The following is a 16,244-nucleotide window of genomic DNA, read 5'->3' as shown; positions in this document are numbered from 1 at the left end:
CCACAGTTTCCCAACGCACAGTCCCGATAACGGCTTTGATGGGCCATCATCGAATCGGGCGGGAAAAGTCGGGCACGCGGTGCCCGCACCATACGGAGGAGGCGCGGAGTGCGTAGTCGGATGCGCGCAACGGACGGGCGGGATCTGGTGGTGGAGCGTCTGGGAGATCCACGCGGCAGACCGGTCTTCCTGCTGCACGGAATGCCCGGCAGCAGGCTCGGTCCGGCTCCGCGCGGCATAGTACTGTACCAGCGCAAGACACAGCTGATCACCTACGACCGGCCGGGGTACGGCGAATCCGACCGGCTGCCGGGCCGCTGTGTCGCCGATGCCGTCCAGGACGTGCGGGCCATCGCGGACCACCTCGGGCTTGAGCGGTTCGCCGTGGTGGGCCGATCCGGTGGCGCCCCGCACGCCCTGGCCTGCGCCGCGCTGATGCCCGAGCGGGTGACCCGTACCGCCGCACTGGTCGGGCTGGCCCCCTGGGGTGCCGACGGCCTCGACTGGTTCGACGGGATGGCCGCCTCCAATGTGCTGGCGTACTCCACCGCCGCGGCCGATCCGGACGGGCTCGCGGAGTCGTTCATCTCGCGGTCCGCGGTGATCAGGAAGAACCCGGTCAGGCTCATCGACGACCTGCGCCGGGAGCTGACCGACTCCGACCGGATGGTGGTCAACGACGTCGGAGTCCGCACCATGCTGCTGCGCAACTACCGTGAGGGGCTGCGCACTTCAGCATGGGGATGGATCGACGACGCGATCGCGTTCAGCCATCCATGGGGGTTCGACCCTGCGGACATCACGGGTCCGGTGATGCTGTGGCACGGCGAGAAGGATGTGTTCTCGCCGGTGGGCCACTCCCGCTGGCTGGCCGAGCGCATCCCGAACTCCACCGTCGTGGTGGAACCGGCGGCCGCGCACTTCGACGCGCTGCACGCCTTGCCCCCGATCCTCAACTGGCTGCTGGAGCCGGCTGCCTGCTGAGGAACGGACCCGGGAGGGACAGGAAGAGGCAGCGAGAGACAGGGAGCGTCCGGTGGCGGCCGGACGCTCCCGCGGCTCATACCGCCGTCGGTTCCAGTTCGCGCTCGAACCGGCGCTCGTCCCGGGCGATCCGGGTCATCGGATGGTCGTCACCGAGCTGCCGCGACAGCTCGTCGACCGTCTCCGCCCTCAGCCGCAGCGCCTCGTCCTTGCGCCCCATCGCATCGAGCGTGACCGCCATGTTCGACATCATGGCCAGGGTCTCCGGATGGTGCGCCCCGAGGACGTGCCTGAGCTGCCCCGCCACCTTCCGCTCGGTCTCCAGCACGAGTTCGAGATCGCCCCGTTCGGACGTCGCGTTGGCCAGATTCATCACGCAGAACAGGGTGTTGGGGTGCTCGTGCCCGTACACCTCCCGCATCGACGCGACCACCCGGGTCAGGACCAGCTCCGACTCCTCCACCGCGCCGGACCCCAACTGGTAGACGCCGAGGTTGTTCAGGGCGGCCAGGGTGTACGGGTGTTTCTCCCCCGGCACCTTCATGTACTGGTCGACGACCTCCTGTGCGGTGCTCCTGGCCTCCGTCGCCTCGCCCGCCGCGAACAGGTCGGCCGCCAGATTGAGGTCACAGGCCAGCCACTCCGGGTTGGCGGAGGTGTACTTGGCCCGGTACCGGGCGCGGGTGGCCACCGTGAGCCTGCGGGCGTCCTCCAGTCTGCCCGCCCTGCGCAGCGACACCGCCAGGCTCTTCGCCGCACTCAGCGTGCCGGGGAAAGCCCGGCCGAGCGTGGCCTTGTAACTGTCGTACGTACGGCTGAGGATACCGACGGAGTCCTCGTACCGCCCGACGTCACGCAGGTCACGGGCCAGGTTCATGGCCGAGGAGAGACTGTACGGGTGTTCCGCGCCGAGCACCTCGACCCGCCGGTCGAGGACGTCCTGGTCGATCTCCCTGGCCTTGGCGTACTGCCCGATGGACCGCAGGGTGAACGCCAGGTTGTTGGCCGCTGCCAGGGTCCTCGGGTGCGAATCGTGGAAGATCTGGTTGAACCCGTCGGTGGCTTCGGTCGCCAGCTCGATCGCCCTGGTGTACTCACCGAGCGTGCCGAGGTCCGTGGCCAGGCTGCTGGTGCTCATGTACGTGTGCGGATGCTCCGGGCCCAGGACTTCCCGCTGCGTCGCCAGGGTGATCTCGTCGAGCTCCTTCGCCTCCACATAACGGCCGCGCGAGCGGTAGATGTTGGAGAGATGGAAGCAGAGGTAGAGGTACTGGATGTCCCGCTCCCCCAGCGTCTCCTTCCAGATGGCGCGCAGCTCCTCGCCGAGGCTGGCGGCGGTCCTGAAGTCGCCTCGCTTCCAGAGATAGCGAACCCGGTCGATCAACAGCCTGCGGGCCTCGGGCTCCTTGCAGTTACGGGCGTCGGACGGGCCGAGGTGCGGCCAGATGGTGGCGAACTGCGGCCAGGTCGAGGGGTTGTCGATCGGCTCGTCGTCATCGGGCCGGGCGCCCGCCAGAATGCGGTGGACGGCATGCCGGGCGTCCTGCTGCTCCTCCTCGCTGAGCTGTGCCCGGATGACGGCCTGGACGAGACGGTGCACCTGGATGGAGTTGGAGACCTGGTCGACCTTGGCGAGGGCGAACCGGCCGATCTCCCGGATGACCCGGCCCAGTACCAGCTTCTCCTGGAGCGAGGCGTCGTACGGCTTCAGCGCCTCGATCATCTCCTTGCTGTACAGGAGGTTCCCCGAGATCGGCTCGGGGGCGAAGAAGGCGCAGAGCTGGAGCAGCCGCACCGCGGCGGGCGAGCGCTCCTTGAGCCGTTCGATGGAGATGTTCCACGTCGCGGCGACCGGCTCCGGGTAGCCGGCCGGCTGGTTGAGCGCCAGGACCTCGGGGGCCTGCTGGGCCAGTTGTTCCAGATAGGCGTCGATCGGGGTGGCGGTCTCCGCGATCCAGGCCGCCGCCTGTTCGACGGCGAGCGGCAGGTCACCGACTGCGGTGGCCACCTGGGCGGCGTCCTCGTCGCTCAGCCCCGGGGCCCGGCGCTGAAGGTGTTCGATGGACTCCTCGCGCAGGAAGACGTCGACGGGCAGTGCGTCGCCGTGCTGAGACCAGGCCTGGTTCCGGGAGGTGACCAGGATGTGTCCGGAGCCGCCCTGCGGGAAGTAGCGCCTGAGCCGTTCGGGGTCGTCGGCGTTGTCGAAGACCAGCAGCCAGCGGTCCGAAGGCACGCCGCGCCGCAGCAGGTCCACGGCCTCCTGGGAGGCGGCCGCCATGTCGTCGCCGCCCTGGGCGCCGAGCCGGACGGCGAGTTCGGCGAGCCCGGCCACCACGTCGTCGGTCTGCTCGGACGATATCCACCAGACCAGGTCGTAGTCGGCCATGAAGCGGTGTACGTACTCCAGGGCGACCTGGGTCTTGCCGACGCCGCCGAGTCCGTACAGGGTCTGCGGCTGCGGAAGCACGACGGCCATACCGCCGCCGAGCTGGTCGCGCATCCGCTCCAGGACCAGGGAGCGGCCGGTGAAGCCGGGGTTGCGCGGCGGTGCGTTCCAGATCCTGGGGACGGTACCCGGGAAGCGCGGTCCGGGCGACACACCGTCGGTGAGCTGTACGGGGCGGTCCAGGGCGCGCAACAGGGCGGCGGTGGCATGCACCTCGTCGAGCCGGAAGAGATCGACGGGGTTGCGGTCGATGTAGGGCGCGGACAGTCGTACGTCACCGACCCTGAGCGGCAGCAGATGGCGCCGGCCACCGCCGGGGTCCTCCGCCACGGCCCGGTCCCAGAGGCTCACCGCACGCTGCGACTTGAGGTAGGCGCTGGAGAGCAGCACCACGGTACGGGCCGCGTTCTCCGCGGCGACGGCCGCCGGTTCCGGGGGCTGCCGCTCGGCGGACACATCGCGCGGTACGACGCGGAACCCGGCCCGGGTGAGCACGGATTCGATCCAGTCGGCCCACATCCGGTTCTCCGCCACATAGCTGAGGAAGAGATCGGCGGGCAGCGCGGGCCTGCGCCGGGTGAACGCGTCACGGATGCGCAGCCGTACCTCTTCGCCGACCGGTGGCATCGAGGTGATCTGCTGGTCGGTGACGACAGAGGTGAGCCGCTCGAAGGCGGAGAGCAGTGAGTTGGTGAGGCCGGCCTCGTCGCCGAAGGTGGCGAGGGTCTCCTCGTAGGCGTAGTAGGGACGGTACGGAATCTCCACCGCGCCCCAGTAGGCGGTGAGTTCATCACCGGACAGATCTCGCGGCAGCCTGTCGAACTTCAGCCGGGCCAGCGCCCGTCCGGCATCGGCCTTCTCCTTCTCGCCCTCGTCGATGCGCATCGGGACGGGGAAGATGGAGATGGGGCGGCCGGTGTAGCGCTCGGAGATCTGCCGGGCGACGGAGGCGGCGCCGTCTATGGACTGGTCGCTGAGCGTGAAGCAGTCGACGAGGACGTCGGGCAGGTGGACGGTGCAGATGTCGGCGATATCGCTGAGGCCGGTCCGGCTGTCGATGAGGACGTAGTCGTAGTTGGCCTTCATGTCGTCGCGCAGGGCGTCGAAGAAATGGCCGCCGCCGAGCCGGTCGTAGAAGTTGTCCCAGTCGAAGGTGGAGACGGTCGCGGAGTATTCGCGGTTCTGCCGTCCGGCGGAGACGAAGTCGAGAGTGCCGCCGTGCGGGAACTCCCAGCCGAGCGCCTCGGGTGTGAGGGATACGGCGTGCGGCTGGATACGGGCGTAGTCGCGGTGCCAGTCGTCGGCGCGCTGGACGGGGCTGGTCGCGGCCCACGCGTACTCGGTGATCAGATCGATGACACCGGTGGTGGCACCGAGCGTCGACGGGTCGAGGAACGGGTGGAAGAACCGGTGGAGCCCCGGTGCCTCCAGGTCCCAGTCGACGGCCAGTACCCGTTTCCCGTTGGCGGCGAGTATCCAGGCGGTGTTGGCCAGGGCCATGGTGCGCCCGGTGCCGCCCTTGTACGAGTAGAAAGTGACGATGCGCCCGTCACGACTGGCCGTCATCCGTGTCCTCCGCATCCGTCGCAGGGTCGTGTGTCTCGGGGGTGTAGTACGTCTGCGCCATCGGCCCCATCAACCGTGTCCGTTCGGTGTGTCCGCCGCCGGAGGCGGGTGGGTAGACCGCCGCATGTCTCAGGTACTGCTGGGCCGCCACCTCGACCACCTGCGGCAGGATCTGCCCGAATGCCTCCATGCTGGGTACGCCCTTGGCGGCGGCGCGGCAGTAGGCCCGCCCCTGGCGCATCTTGGTCGGCATGGTCTGTTCGAGCTTCTCGGTCAGCTCGGCCTCGGCCGCCCTGCTCTCGTGGTCCTCGCGGTTCCACGGCACGACCATCGTCACCCAGGGGCGGTTCTCGGCGTCGAAGGCGGCGAGCCGCCGGCGCCGGTCCTCGTCCTGCAGGGCCCAGCGGTCGACGAGCAGGATCTCCGGTCTGCTGGGCGGCTGTTTGCCCTCCGGGTGCCCGGACTCCTCGTCGAAGGAGGAGATGGTGGCCTGGTAGTTGAGGGAGCGCACCAGGTCCTCGGCAACATAGGCCAGGGGGCGGGCGGCGGCCGGGTGGTAGGGGTTCCAGTCCTGCGGGTTGTCGCCGTAGTACTCGGCGTTGCGTCCCTCGGGCAGGTCGTGCCGGGTGGGGGCGGCGATGGTTACCTGCATGGGGCGGGGGCCGCCGACTGTGCTGTTCGGCGGGCCGAAGGCGCTGGGGGCCAGCCGGTAGTCGACGGGACGGCCGGTGCCGATCCGGATGGTGTCCGCGACGCTGACGATGCGTTTGGCGAGTTCGTACACCGCGCGCTCGTATTCCTCGGCGAAGAGCCTGAGTTTGATCAGTCCGTAGAGTCCGTCGCTGACGTAACGGTCCCCGAAGTCGCGGTGGTTGAACTGTAATCGTTCGGCGGGGCCGGGGAGTTGGCTCGGTGGTACCGGCACCCAGAGCGCCGGAACGATCGCCTCGGCCGACTGGTTGGAGCGGGCCCGGTAGTGAATGGCGCGCTGGGCGAAGGCGTACCACTCCTTGCCGCACATCTCGCTGGCGAAGTAGCGCGGCGAGAACAGCGGGACGAACACCCGGCAGGTGGCGAGCACCTCACCGAGCCGTTCCGACCAGCCCTCGCCGGAGCGTATCTCGCGGTCGATGAACCCGGCGGGCGCGCCCGCGGGCAGATCGGTCATGGCCATCACATGGCCGCAGAGATCCTGGAAGAGCCGCTCGACCCACATATCGGGGTCCGTTCCACCGCCGTACCCCGGTGTATGTGCATAACTCAAGAAGAAGTACGGCCGATGGTCCGCCGCTCGCTGCTGCGTTGTTGCGTGCACACGACCCCCGTCCTGTGTGAGCACCCGCACCCGAGGAGTGAAGTGAATGCGAGCGAATTCATCATTCCGGAGCGGACGTTGCTCCACCCCCATGGCGTTCGGTCATTCAACGCCAGTTTTCAGTCATACGTTCCCAGGTTCAGTCGATCGTTCCTTGATCGAATTCGGTCTGCGTCTGTTCCTCCCAGTTGTCCTGTGCGTACGGACGGCCCCGGCTAAACCGGAATGCGAGCCTCAGATCTCTTTTCGCATCTGATCCAGCAGCCGTTTTCCACCGACGGTCAGTTCGGCGGCACCCTCCAGCGTGTCGAGGGCCTGCGGTACGCCCTCCAGGCAGCTCGGCTCGAAAGCCCCCAACGCCATCCGCTCATAGGTGTCGGCCAGCAACCGGGAAAACGGAACTGGTTCTTCCTGCCAGGGCATCCGATGTTCCCAGGAGCCGTCTGCCGCGTAAAGATCCGTGACATCGCAAAGCGCCCGCAATTCGGCCCGCCGGAAGCCCCGCAGCAGCGCGAACGCCAGCTCCTCGGCACTGCCGTCCGGGGAGATCCCCAGTGCGCCGTATCCGTGCCGTCCGACGGCGGGCTCCGTCGGGGCCAGGCGGGTCAGCGGTGTGAGGGTGGTGAGGCGGCCCGCCATCTCCCCGGTGCGCCCGGGCGCCTTCGTCTCGATCAGCGTCCACGCCTCGCCGATCCTGGCCTCCAGGCCGGCGGCGGCCCGGTCGTCGAGGGCGTCCGCGGCGGGCAGGCCGAAGCATTCGCGGTACGGGTCGAGGTCGTCGAGCACCAGGCCGGGCGTCGAACCGGGCGTCGCGAGCCGGCGCAACGGCCGCCAGCCGGGACCGGCCACCTGAGGCCGTACGACGCGCAGCTCGGCCGCGCCGCTCCCTTCCCGCCGGACCAGGAAGCCGTCCTCGGTGGCCCGCACCAGTGCCGTGCCGTGCTCCCCCGCGTCCGTGATCCGCAACTCGCCGAGGCCGGGCAGGAAGATCCTGCCGCCCGAGAAGGTCACCCGTACGGACAGATCGAGGCCGGCCCGTACGACAGCGGCCGCGAGATACGCCGGCATTTGACGCGCCACCTGCACGGCCCCGGGCCGCTCGTGGACCAGCTCCATCGCGTGGAGCAGCCAGCTGCGGGTGTAGGGGTGGGCCAGCACCTCGTCCAGACCGCGGGCCCCTTCCTCGGAACCGTCGATGGTGGCGGCCAGTTCCCACACGGCCGCCCACCACTCGCCGCCGCGCCGTCCGATGTCGGCGTTCAGCCGGGCGAGCAGGGTGCGGGTGAGGTCCTGCTGGGCGGCGAGCAGCTCGACGGGCTCGACCACCGCGGGTGCGACGAGGGCCGCCGCGGTGCGCGCCTCGATGCCGCGCACCAGGGCGGCCAGATCGGCGCAGTACACGGACGGGTTGTCGAATGCGCCGGACGGCCCCGTGGAGCGGTACCGGTGGGTGTAGAGGCCGCCTCCGCACGAACGTACGACCGGGCATCGGCGGCAGGTCTCACTGACGCCGGCCAGTCCGAGCTGACGGGCCCGCACCCCGGGGTGGGCCGCGACCTCGTCGAAGGTGTGGGTGAAGACATCGAAGCCGGTGGCCGCCGCGCCTTCGTAGGCACTCTTCAGCGAGTCGACCTGCTCCAGCTGGCCATCGGTCTCGACGACGACGAGGTCGGTGGGGGCGAGCCCCAGGGACTCGGTGAGGCTGGGGCCGCCGCTCAGTGTGGACAGCACCGAGGAGAAGAGCCTCACCGGCACCGGACACCCCTGCTCCTGCCAGCGGTCGAAGACCGCGAGGAGCCAGTCGGCGTAGGCGGTGGGTGATCCGTCCGGGCGGGGCGGCGGCTCGTCCCAGGTGGCGTGCGGAAGCAGGAAGTCGATGAGCGGCGGGGCGAGCTCGGTGAGTGCGTCGAGGACCGCGCGCGGGTCGTTCTCGATGTCGACGGTGCACAGGAGCCCGAGGTTGAGATGGCGGTAGCGCTCCTGCCGGAGCAGCTCGACGGCCTTGAGAACCAGGGGGTGGCTGCTGCGTCCGTCGGCGTAGCGGCGGTGCCGGTCGTTGGCGGCCCGGTCGCCGTCGAGGGAGATGCCGACCTTGACGTCGAACTCGTCGAAGAGGTCGAGATAGCGCGGGCTGAGCTGGAGTCCGTTGGTGTGGATACGGAGGTCGAGCTCCGCGATGCCTTCGAAGGCGGAGGTGAGCTCTTCGCAGACGCGCCGCAATCGGGCGGGGCCCGCCAGTAGAGGCTCCCCTCCGTGCAGGATCACTGACACGGAGGGCAGTGCATGTGTCTTGGCATGCTCGGCCAAGCGCTGAGCAGTCCGGAAGATGACATCATCAGAGATTGTTTTCGGCTGGGTTCGCCAGCTCTGATCTGCATGTTCATAGACATAGCAATGGTCACAGGCAAGATCACACCTGCTGTGAACCTTGAGAACGACTTCGCGGAAAGGGACCAGGGGTCCTGTCATTCCACCAGTCTAGCCAGCCCGAAGGGGTGCTCGGGCCATTGGTTCGGAGTGCCGAGGCGTCGGTTCAGAGTGCCGAATTGAAGGTCGATGCCTGGGTGGGGCGACCGGCTGACGCGGCATGCACGCGACCGAGCTTCCGGGCAGCAGCAGCGCCGCGGACATCGATCTCGGCGAGCGGCACACGGTTCTTCTTCGCAACGGCGAAGGAGAGGGAGGATTCAGAGGTCTTCACGGCCGTCCTTGAGGGGATTTGTTCCGATGGAATGGTTCCAGACAGGAATGCAGCAACGGTATCTGCACCATTGCAGTGTCCGGCGGCACGACTTTACTCTCATGACCTCGGTTGGCAACTGAGGACGCCCACTTGGAACAAGAGCGCCACGTGGGACCGTCCCGGATCGAACGGAACCACCGATTCCACCATTGAGGTGACGACATAACCGCAGACGGGAGTGAACATGACGGCGATCCCCGGACCGCTGCAGAGCATGGTGTTCAGGAACGCCGATCTGCCGGCGCTCTTCCATCACACGGACACGATCGCCATCGCAAGCCAGCGGGAGGCCGTGAACACCACCCGCGTCCAGCTGATTCTACTGGTCGTGGGCGCGATGCCGGCCGCGGTGCCCTGGCGCCTGGAGATGGCTGACACGTTTCAACTCACCGACGCCATCGGCGTGTTGGCCTATGTGGGTGTCCTGATCACGACGTACCTCACCGCCCAGCGCAAAGCAAAGTCGCAATGGCAACTCAACCGCTCGGCGGCAGAGTTCATCAAGTCGATGTGCTGGCGTTACTCGGTGCACGGCTCGCCTTTCGACACCAGCACCCAGCACCCCGAGGCGGTGTTCGCGAACCGTCTCGAAGAGGGCCTTCAGGAGCTCCGGAAGGTGGGGTGGACCGACCCCCGCGAACTGACGGCGGAATCGGGCGGGCTGATGACGGACTCCATGCGCGAGTTGCGGAACAAGGCATTCACCGTGCGCAAGGAGACGTATGTACGGGACCGGCTGATCGAGCAGCGCAGTTGGTACCGCAGGCGTCAGGAGGTGTCCCGGCGGGCCACGCTCGTCTGGTCGACCACCATCGCCGTACTGACGGCGCTGGCCCTGGTGTTCGCGCTGTTGCGGACATTCTCCGTCACCCAGTCCTTCGCCCTGACGGCGATACTGTCGACCGCCGCGGCGGCCTGTCTGGCGTGGAGCGAGATGCGTCGCCACCACCCCCTGATCTCGGCCCACTCACTGGTGGAGCAGGATCTGGAGGCGATGCAGGTGGCGATGGAGACCACGCTGACCGAGCGTCAGTGGCCGCGGGCCGTTTTCGAGACCGAGCGCATTGTTTCTCCGCAGCACACCGACTGGCTTGCCCGGCACCAGATGTGACGGACAGTCCGTCAGGGGATCACACGCGGCCGTATACGAAGACGGCCGCGGGAGCGGGTCAGGTGCGCTCCACGCCCTCGCGCCAGATCACGGTGACCGGGCGGCCCAGGCTGCGGGCGTACGTCACGATGTCGCCCGTGCCGCCGAAGCCTCGGGCCGGCCTTCCGTCCCACACGGCGAGCAGCCGGTCGCAGTGGTCGGCGATGTACGCGCCCGCCGCGTAGTACGCCTCGTCGGTGGAGTGCGGGTAGTCCAGCCGGACCTCCCGGACCGCCCGGTCCTTGAGGGCCCGGTAGCGGGCGAGTTCGGCCACGTCGGCGAAGCAGGATTCATAGTCGCCGCTGGGGATGACCACGGTCAGATCCGCACCGTGGGCCAGGGCTAGGTCGGCGAAGAGCTGGTCCGCTCCCACCGCCAGGCTGGAGAGGGCCTCCAGTGAGCCTTCGAAGCCACAGAGCGCCGCCCGTAACCCGGCCAGCACATGGGCATGGGCTTCCTGCGGAATGCTGCGATGGCCGGTCACTCCGATGCGTTTCACGGACCTGGAACCCCCTGAGGTGTCTGCCGGGGGTTCCCGGAGGGCATCCCTCCGGAAGGCACAGCATCCGCCCCCGTTTACTCCTGCATGACCGGCCTGCCCCACATTCTCTCAAAAGCCGCGGGGTGAACGGGAGCCCCCGCCCAGGATTCGGGCGGGGGCTCCGTCTCGGCCGACTGCTTGCCCGAGGGCCGGACCGGGGTGCCGGGGCGTCAGTAGACGCTGACCCCGTACGCGCTGAGTGCCTCGGTGACCGGCTGGAAGAAGGTCGTACCGCCGGAGGAGCAGTTGCCGCTGCCGCCGGAGGTCAGACCGATTGCCTTGGAGCCGGAGTAGAGCGGACCGCCGGAGTCGCCGGGCTCCGCACAGACATTGGTCTGGATCATGCCGTAGACGATGTCCCCGCCGCCGTAGTTGACCGTGGCGTTGAGGCCCGTGACGGTGCCGCTGTGGATGCCGGTGGTGGAGCCTCGGCGGGTGACCGACATACCGACCGTGGCATTGGCCGCGCTGGTGATGTCGACGCTGCCGACGGTGCCCTCGTGGGCGAGCGAGGTGTTGTCGTAGCGCACCAGGCCATAGTCGTTGGTCGGGAAGCTGGATCCGACCGTCGGGCCGATGCTGGTCGAGTTGGAGGAGTTGGTGTACCAGGGCGGGTTGCCGTCGGTGCAGTGACCGGCGGTCAGGAAGTAATAGGTGCTGCCGCTGCGGACGTTGAAGCCGAGGGAGCAGCGCCAGCCGGGGGCGTAGATCGCGTCGCCGCCGGAGAGCAGTTTGCTGAGCTTTCCGGAGGTGCGCTCGATCCGCAGGGCGCCGGCGTTGGCTCCGGCGGACTGCTTGATCTGCTTGATCTCGGCCTTCGAGACCGTGCTGTCCGCGGTGACCACCAGGGTGTTGGTCGCCGGGTCGGTGCGCCAGGCGGTCCCCGCCACATCGGCGCCGAGCACGGCGTCGCTCGCGGCGGAGAGCTGGTTGGCGCTGAAGGTGGTGTTGGTGTTGGCCTGGGCGGTGGGGACGGCGAGTGCGGCGACGGCGACAAGGCCTGCGGCGATGGCGACAGCCCTGTTGCGTCTCGCGTTACCGCTGAGGGGGGTGGTGCGCTTGATCCTCACTTTTCATTCCTCCCGAGGGGAAGTCGGGGGCCCGCCTGTGGGGTGGTCGGACCCGTGAGGCGCAGTCGTTCGCACGGCACGTCCGCAGCGCGAACATGCCGTGCTCCTGACAAGCGCTGCTCGGGAGTATTCAAGGCGTCAACTTCTGGCGCAAGAGGGCCCTCTGGCCTGAACTTGTCGCGCCGCACGGGCGGCCCCGGCAGCACACGGGCTGCCGGGGCCGTGGTCCCGGGGCGATATGGCGGTACGTCAGCCGTCGACGCGGCTGCGCTCCCCCGCCTCGACCGCGATGGGAAGGGTGTTGCCGGGCGGCGGGAAGGGGCAGATGAAGTGGTCCGCGAAGGCGCAGGGCGGCAGCAGCGCACGGTTGAGGTCGACCGTCACACTGCCATCCTCGGACGGAGCCGCGGGCCGCAGGAACCGGAAGCGGTAGCTGCTGTTTCCACTGGTGGCATCTGCGAAGACCGCCCAGAGCGAGCCGTCGGGCTCGACCGCGACCTGCAGCGTGTGCTCCGTGCCGTCGGCCTCGAAGGCGATCTCGCCGGCGAGTCCGAGACCGCGCTCGACTCCGTCGGCGTTCTCGACCCGGACCGTACGGGCGGTGTCGTACGGGCGGAAGGTGCCCGGCAGCGCCCAGCGGGCGTCGTACAAAGTGGCCTCGATGGCCCGGAAGTCGCGCCGCGCCGGGGAGTCCGGGTCGAAGTCCCGTACCGCCCAGAGCCCTTCGCGGCTCAGCACGACCAGCCGCCGCCCGCCGTGAGCGACGCGGGACTCGTCGATCGGGCCGCGGTCGGCGGTGAGGCGGACCTGGCCGGTGAAGGGCTTGCCGTCGACGGTCAGACCGTCGCCGGCGGCGGCGCTGAGCACCAGCTCCTCGCCGTCCTCCCGCCACTGCCCGGGCACCCCCGGAATGTGACCTTCCGGGTAGTCGGAGAGCCAGTGGGTGCCGGTGAGGGAGAGTGGTCCGTACGGTGCGGCGACCGTGGCGGTGCGCTCCTCGTGCCAGTGCTTCCAGTCCTGTGCCGCCTGCCCGGAATCGTGCGGCTGCTGTGCGTCCGTGCTCATGCGATCAACCTTTCCATACCGGCTCGGCGAGCCCGAGATGCGACCGCAGTGTGGGACCGGTGTATTCGGAGCGGAACACACCGCGCTCCTGGAGGAGCGGGACGACCCGGTCGACGAAGTCGTCCAGGCCGCCCGGCGTGAGATGCGGTACGAGAATGAATCCGTCGGCGGCGTCGGCGGCCACGAACTCCGCCAGCTGCGCCGCGACCGTCTGCGGGCTGCCGATGAAGGACTGCCGCCCGGTCGTCTCGATGACGGTCTGACGGATGGACAGTCCCTTCTCCTCGGACAGCGCACGCCAGCGGGCCGCGACCGCGAGCGGGTCGCCGTGTCTGACCCGGCCCTGGACCAGCGAGGACTCGGGGTCCGGGTCGATCTCGGGCAGCGGTCCGTCGGGGTCGTACGAGGAGAGGTCACGGCCCCAGATCTGTTCCAGGGCCAGCAGCGCGTTCTGCGGGGAGACCTGCTGGAGGCGGATCTCGGCCGCCCTCTCCTGGGCCTCGGCATCACTGTCGCCGAGCACGAAGGTGACCCCGGGCATGATCTTCAGCTCGTCGGGTTCCCGGCCGTACTTCGCCAGCCGCGCCTTTACATCGGCGTAGAAGGTACGGCCGGCCTCCAGGGTGCCGTGCCGGGTGAAGATGACATCGGCGGCGGACGCGGCGAACTCGCGGCCCTCCGGTGAGTCCCCGGCCTGGATGACGATCGGATGGCCCTGCGGGGAGCGCGGGACGGTGAACTCGCCCTCGATGCCGAAGTGCTGGCCCCGGTGCGCGAACGGACGCGGGGTGCCGTCGGGGGTCCAGGTGTCCCACAGCTCGCGGGCGGTGGCGACGAACTCGGCCGCGCGGGTGTACCGGTCGGCCCGGTCGAGATAGCCGCCGCGCCGGAAGTTCTCCCCGGTGAAAGCGTCCGAGGAGGTGACCACGTTCCAGGCGGCCCGGCCGTCGCTGAGGTGGTCGAGGGTGGCGAGGCGGCGGGCCAGTTCGTACGGCTCGTTGAAGGTGGCGTTGACGGTGGCGGCGAGGCCCAGCCGGTCCGTGACGGCCGCCAGCGCGGCCAGCACGGTGAGGGATTCGGGGCGGCCGACCACGTCCAGGTCGTGGATCCGGCCGTTGTGCTCGCGCAGCCTCAGCCCCTCGGCGAGGAAGAAGAAGTCGAACTTGCCGCGTTCCGCCGTGCGGGCGAGGTGCTCGAAGGAGGAGAAGTCGATCTGGCTCCTGGAACGGGGGTCCACCCAGACGGTGGTGTTGTTCACACCCGGGAAGTGGGCCGCGAGATGCAGCTGCCTCGTTGCGGTGCTCATGCTCGTCCCCCTTCGAGGGCGTACCGGTTGGCGGGGCGGGCCAGCCCCAGGTGCTCGCGCAGGGTGCCGCCGGGGTAGAAGGTGCGGAACAGGCTGCGGTGCTGGAGCAGGGCCACGGTGCCGTTGACGATTCGTTCGAGGTCACGCCCGGGGGTGATGGGCGTGAGGTGGAAACCGTCCGCCGCTCCCCCGCGGTGCCACTGGGTGATCAGTTCTGCGAGGTCGACCGGGCCGCCCCGGTAGTAGGAGCCGCCGGCGGCGAGCGGGGGTCCGCTCTCCAGTCCCGGTTCCGGGGCGGTCTCGGCGTCGCCGAGGTCGACGGTGAGCGCGACCAGGACCCGAAGGGTGTCGGGGTCGCGCCCGTACGCCGCGGCGCGCCGGCGAAGATCGGTGCGGATCGCGGCGGCCCGCTCGGGGGCGGTGGCCCGTACGAGGACGACATCGGCATGGCGGGCCGCGGTCTCCCTGGCCGGGCCGCCCGCTGCGTCGACGACGGTGACCGGGTGTCCCTGCGGGGGCCGGGGCACGATGGCCGGGCCGCGGACCGTGAAGTTGGCGCCCTCGAAGTCGACGTAGTGCAGCTTGTCGCGGTCGATGAAGCGTCCGGTGGCGACGTCCCGGATCTCGGCGTCGTCCTCCCAGCTGTCCCAGAGCCGGGCGCTCACGTCGGCGGCCTCACCGGCCTCGCGCCACAGCTCGTCGGCGGGCGCTGCCGGGCGCCGGCCGAAGAGCCGGGCCTCGGCCTCGGTCGTCGACACATCGATGTTCCAGCCCGCCCGGCCGCGGCTCACCCAGTCCAGGGTGGCCACGGCGGACGACACATGGAACGGCTCGGTGTGGGTGGTGGTGACGGTCGGCACCAGACCGATCCGGTCGGTGGCGGGCGCGACCCGGGTGAGCACGGCGAGCGCGTCGAGCCCGGGCCTGGCGAACGAGTCGCCGAGCGTGACGAAGTCCAGGGCGCCGCGCTCGGCGAGCCGGGCGAGGCCGGTGTAGTGCTCGGGGTCGTAGCGGGGCGGACCGCCGATCTCGGCGGCCAGGTGAAGAGGTGCGGTTGAAGCCATGGGTGTTACCTCTCGGGGCTCAGTTCTTGGGCTTGGGCAGGCCGGGCGGGTTGATCTCGGACTTCGCGACGGCCTCGTTGGAGAGCCCCCAACGCTTCAGCACCTTGGCGTACGAACCGTCCTGCACGATGTGGTCGATGGCGGCCGCGTACGCCTCGACCAGACCGCTGCCCTTCTTCGTGGTGGCCGCGATCTTGCCCTGGAGCCCGTCGCCCGCACCCGACAGCGTGCCGACGATCTCGGACTGGCCGGCCGATGCGACGTGGTAGTTGGCGGACGGGCTGGGGCCGAGGTAGGCGTCGATACGGCCGGACTGGAGGGCCAGGTAGTAGTCGGTGTCCTTCTGGAAGTACTTGATGTCCACCGGCTTGCGTCCGGCCTTGACGTTCTGCTCGCTCCAATCGACGAGGATCTTCTCCTGGTTGGTCCCGGACGAGACGGCGATCGTCTTCCCCGCCACGTCCTTGGGCTCCTTCACCTTCCAGCCGGAGCCCTTCTCGGCCTCGAAGGCGATGTTGTCGAGCCGGTAGGTCGCGAAGTCGTACTTCTCCTTGCGCTCCTCGGTGACCGTGACGTTCGAGAGCACCCCGTCGAACTTGGAGCTGTCGAGACCGACGAAGAGGTTCTCCCAGGAGACCTCTTCGAACTGCGGCTTCAGACCGAGCGTGTCGGCGATCAGGGTCGCTATGTCGATCTCCGAGCCGATCCGGGTCTTGTCGTCGGTCGCGTAGAACCCCAGCGGTGGCGAGGCATCGGCGCTCGCTCCCAGCCGCAGCGTGCCGCGCTTACGGATCGCCTCGGGCACCTTCGCCGCGATGGTGTCGGCCTTCGTTCCTCTGATCCGGTGCTGGTCGGGGCCGATATTGATACCGGTGCCCTGCTGCCCCTTCGGCTTCACCTCGCTGGTGGCGGCGTCACCCCCACCGCAGGCCGTGAGCAGTCCTGCGGCGGTGAGAGTGGCGAGCGCGGCGGAAAGGGTGCGGCGGACGGACAC

The 16,244-nt window shown here is 69.2% G+C and carries 12 protein-coding genes; 2 read left to right on the top strand and 10 right to left on the bottom strand.

Annotated features, from left to right (window positions below):
• Positions 1 to 120: 120 nt before the first annotated feature.
• On the top strand, positions 121 to 984 hold the full coding sequence (locus ACGFU7_RS12750) for an alpha/beta fold hydrolase (protein WP_393695034.1): 864 nt from the start codon (positions 121 to 123) through the stop codon (positions 982 to 984).
• A 76-nt stretch (positions 985 to 1,060) separates the two neighbouring features.
• On the opposite strand, the gene fxsT is transcribed toward ACGFU7_RS12750, so the two are convergent.
• The 4 genes from fxsT to fxsA form a co-directional block, all read right to left on the bottom strand.
• Positions 1,061 to 4,996, bottom strand: coding sequence for an FxSxx-COOH system tetratricopeptide repeat protein (gene fxsT / locus ACGFU7_RS12745; RefSeq protein WP_393695032.1), 3,936 nt, complete (start codon positions 4,994 to 4,996; stop codon positions 1,061 to 1,063).
• On the bottom strand, positions 4,980 to 6,335 hold the full coding sequence (gene fsxC / locus ACGFU7_RS12740) for an FxsC protein (RefSeq protein WP_393695599.1): 1,356 nt from the start codon (positions 6,333 to 6,335) through the stop codon (positions 4,980 to 4,982). The genes fxsT and fsxC overlap by 17 nt, the downstream gene beginning before the upstream one ends.
• A 210-nt stretch (positions 6,336 to 6,545) precedes the next feature.
• On the bottom strand, positions 6,546 to 8,780 hold the full coding sequence (gene fxsBH / locus ACGFU7_RS12735) for a radical SAM/SPASM protein FxsBH, inactivated beta-hydroxylase extension form (RefSeq protein ID WP_393695030.1): 2,235 nt from the start codon (positions 8,778 to 8,780) through the stop codon (positions 6,546 to 6,548).
• Positions 8,781 to 8,844: 64 nt separating this feature from the next.
• Complete coding sequence (gene fxsA, locus ACGFU7_RS12730) at positions 8,845 to 9,012, bottom strand: FxSxx-COOH cyclophane-containing RiPP peptide (protein WP_383958863.1); 168 nt, start codon at positions 9,010 to 9,012, stop codon at positions 8,845 to 8,847.
• Positions 9,013 to 9,238: 226 nt separating this feature from the next.
• Between fxsA and ACGFU7_RS12725 the strand changes: the two genes are divergently transcribed.
• The gene (locus ACGFU7_RS12725) at positions 9,239 to 10,165 is read left to right on the top strand and encodes a DUF4231 domain-containing protein (protein WP_393695028.1); all 927 of its coding nucleotides are present in this window, start codon (positions 9,239 to 9,241) and stop codon (positions 10,163 to 10,165) included.
• A 58-nt stretch (positions 10,166 to 10,223) separates the two neighbouring features.
• Here ACGFU7_RS12725 and ACGFU7_RS12720 read toward each other — a convergent pair whose 3' ends face one another.
• The 6 genes from ACGFU7_RS12720 to ACGFU7_RS12695 form a co-directional block, all read right to left on the bottom strand.
• Positions 10,224 to 10,703, bottom strand: a complete 480-nt coding sequence (locus ACGFU7_RS12720) for a hypothetical protein (RefSeq protein WP_393695026.1) — start codon at positions 10,701 to 10,703, stop codon at positions 10,224 to 10,226.
• Between the two features lie 212 nt (positions 10,704 to 10,915).
• On the bottom strand, positions 10,916 to 11,815 hold the full coding sequence (locus ACGFU7_RS12715; RefSeq protein WP_393695024.1) for a S1 family peptidase: 900 nt from the start codon (positions 11,813 to 11,815) through the stop codon (positions 10,916 to 10,918).
• A gap of 249 nt (positions 11,816 to 12,064) precedes the next feature.
• On the bottom strand, positions 12,065 to 12,880 hold the full coding sequence (locus tag ACGFU7_RS12710; protein ID WP_393695022.1) for a DUF1684 domain-containing protein: 816 nt from the start codon (positions 12,878 to 12,880) through the stop codon (positions 12,065 to 12,067).
• A 4-nt stretch (positions 12,881 to 12,884) separates the two neighbouring features.
• Positions 12,885 to 14,186, bottom strand: a complete 1,302-nt coding sequence (locus ACGFU7_RS12705) for an NtaA/DmoA family FMN-dependent monooxygenase (protein ID WP_393695020.1) — start codon at positions 14,184 to 14,186, stop codon at positions 12,885 to 12,887.
• On the bottom strand, positions 14,183 to 15,250 hold the full coding sequence (locus tag ACGFU7_RS12700) for an LLM class flavin-dependent oxidoreductase (RefSeq protein ID WP_393695018.1): 1,068 nt from the start codon (positions 15,248 to 15,250) through the stop codon (positions 14,183 to 14,185). Before ACGFU7_RS12700 ends, ACGFU7_RS12705 begins: the two co-directional genes overlap by 4 nt.
• Positions 15,251 to 15,269: 19 nt before the next feature.
• On the bottom strand, positions 15,270 to 16,244 hold the full coding sequence (locus ACGFU7_RS12695) for an ABC transporter substrate-binding protein (RefSeq protein WP_393695016.1): 975 nt from the start codon (positions 16,242 to 16,244) through the stop codon (positions 15,270 to 15,272).

It is taken from the genome of Streptomyces sp. NPDC048473, assembly GCF_043200155.1.
In the GTDB taxonomy this organism is placed as follows: domain Bacteria; phylum Actinomycetota; class Actinomycetes; order Streptomycetales; family Streptomycetaceae; genus Streptomyces.
The sequence above is the reverse complement of the archived record's forward strand: the minus strand, read 5'-3'. Positions and strand labels throughout refer to the sequence as shown.

What these genes read in the sequence shown, in the direction of transcription:
- fxsT (WP_393695032.1), bottom strand. Translation starts at nt 4,996, where the DNA reads ATGACGGCCAGTCGTGACGGGCGCATCGTCACTTTCTACTCGTACAAG.
- ACGFU7_RS12700 (WP_393695018.1), bottom strand. Translation starts at nt 15,250, where the DNA reads ATGGCTTCAACCGCACCTCTTCACCTGGCCGCCGAGATCGGCGGTCCG.
- ACGFU7_RS12710 (WP_393695022.1), bottom strand. Translation starts at nt 12,880, where the DNA reads ATGAGCACGGACGCACAGCAGCCGCACGATTCCGGGCAGGCGGCACAG.
- fxsBH (WP_393695030.1), bottom strand. Translation starts at nt 8,780, where the DNA reads ATGACAGGACCCCTGGTCCCTTTCCGCGAAGTCGTTCTCAAGGTTCAC.
- ACGFU7_RS12750 (WP_393695034.1), top strand. Translation starts at nt 121, where the DNA reads ATGCGCGCAACGGACGGGCGGGATCTGGTGGTGGAGCGTCTGGGAGAT.
- ACGFU7_RS12705 (WP_393695020.1), bottom strand. Translation starts at nt 14,186, where the DNA reads ATGAGCACCGCAACGAGGCAGCTGCATCTCGCGGCCCACTTCCCGGGT.
- ACGFU7_RS12725 (WP_393695028.1), top strand. Translation starts at nt 9,239, where the DNA reads ATGACGGCGATCCCCGGACCGCTGCAGAGCATGGTGTTCAGGAACGCC.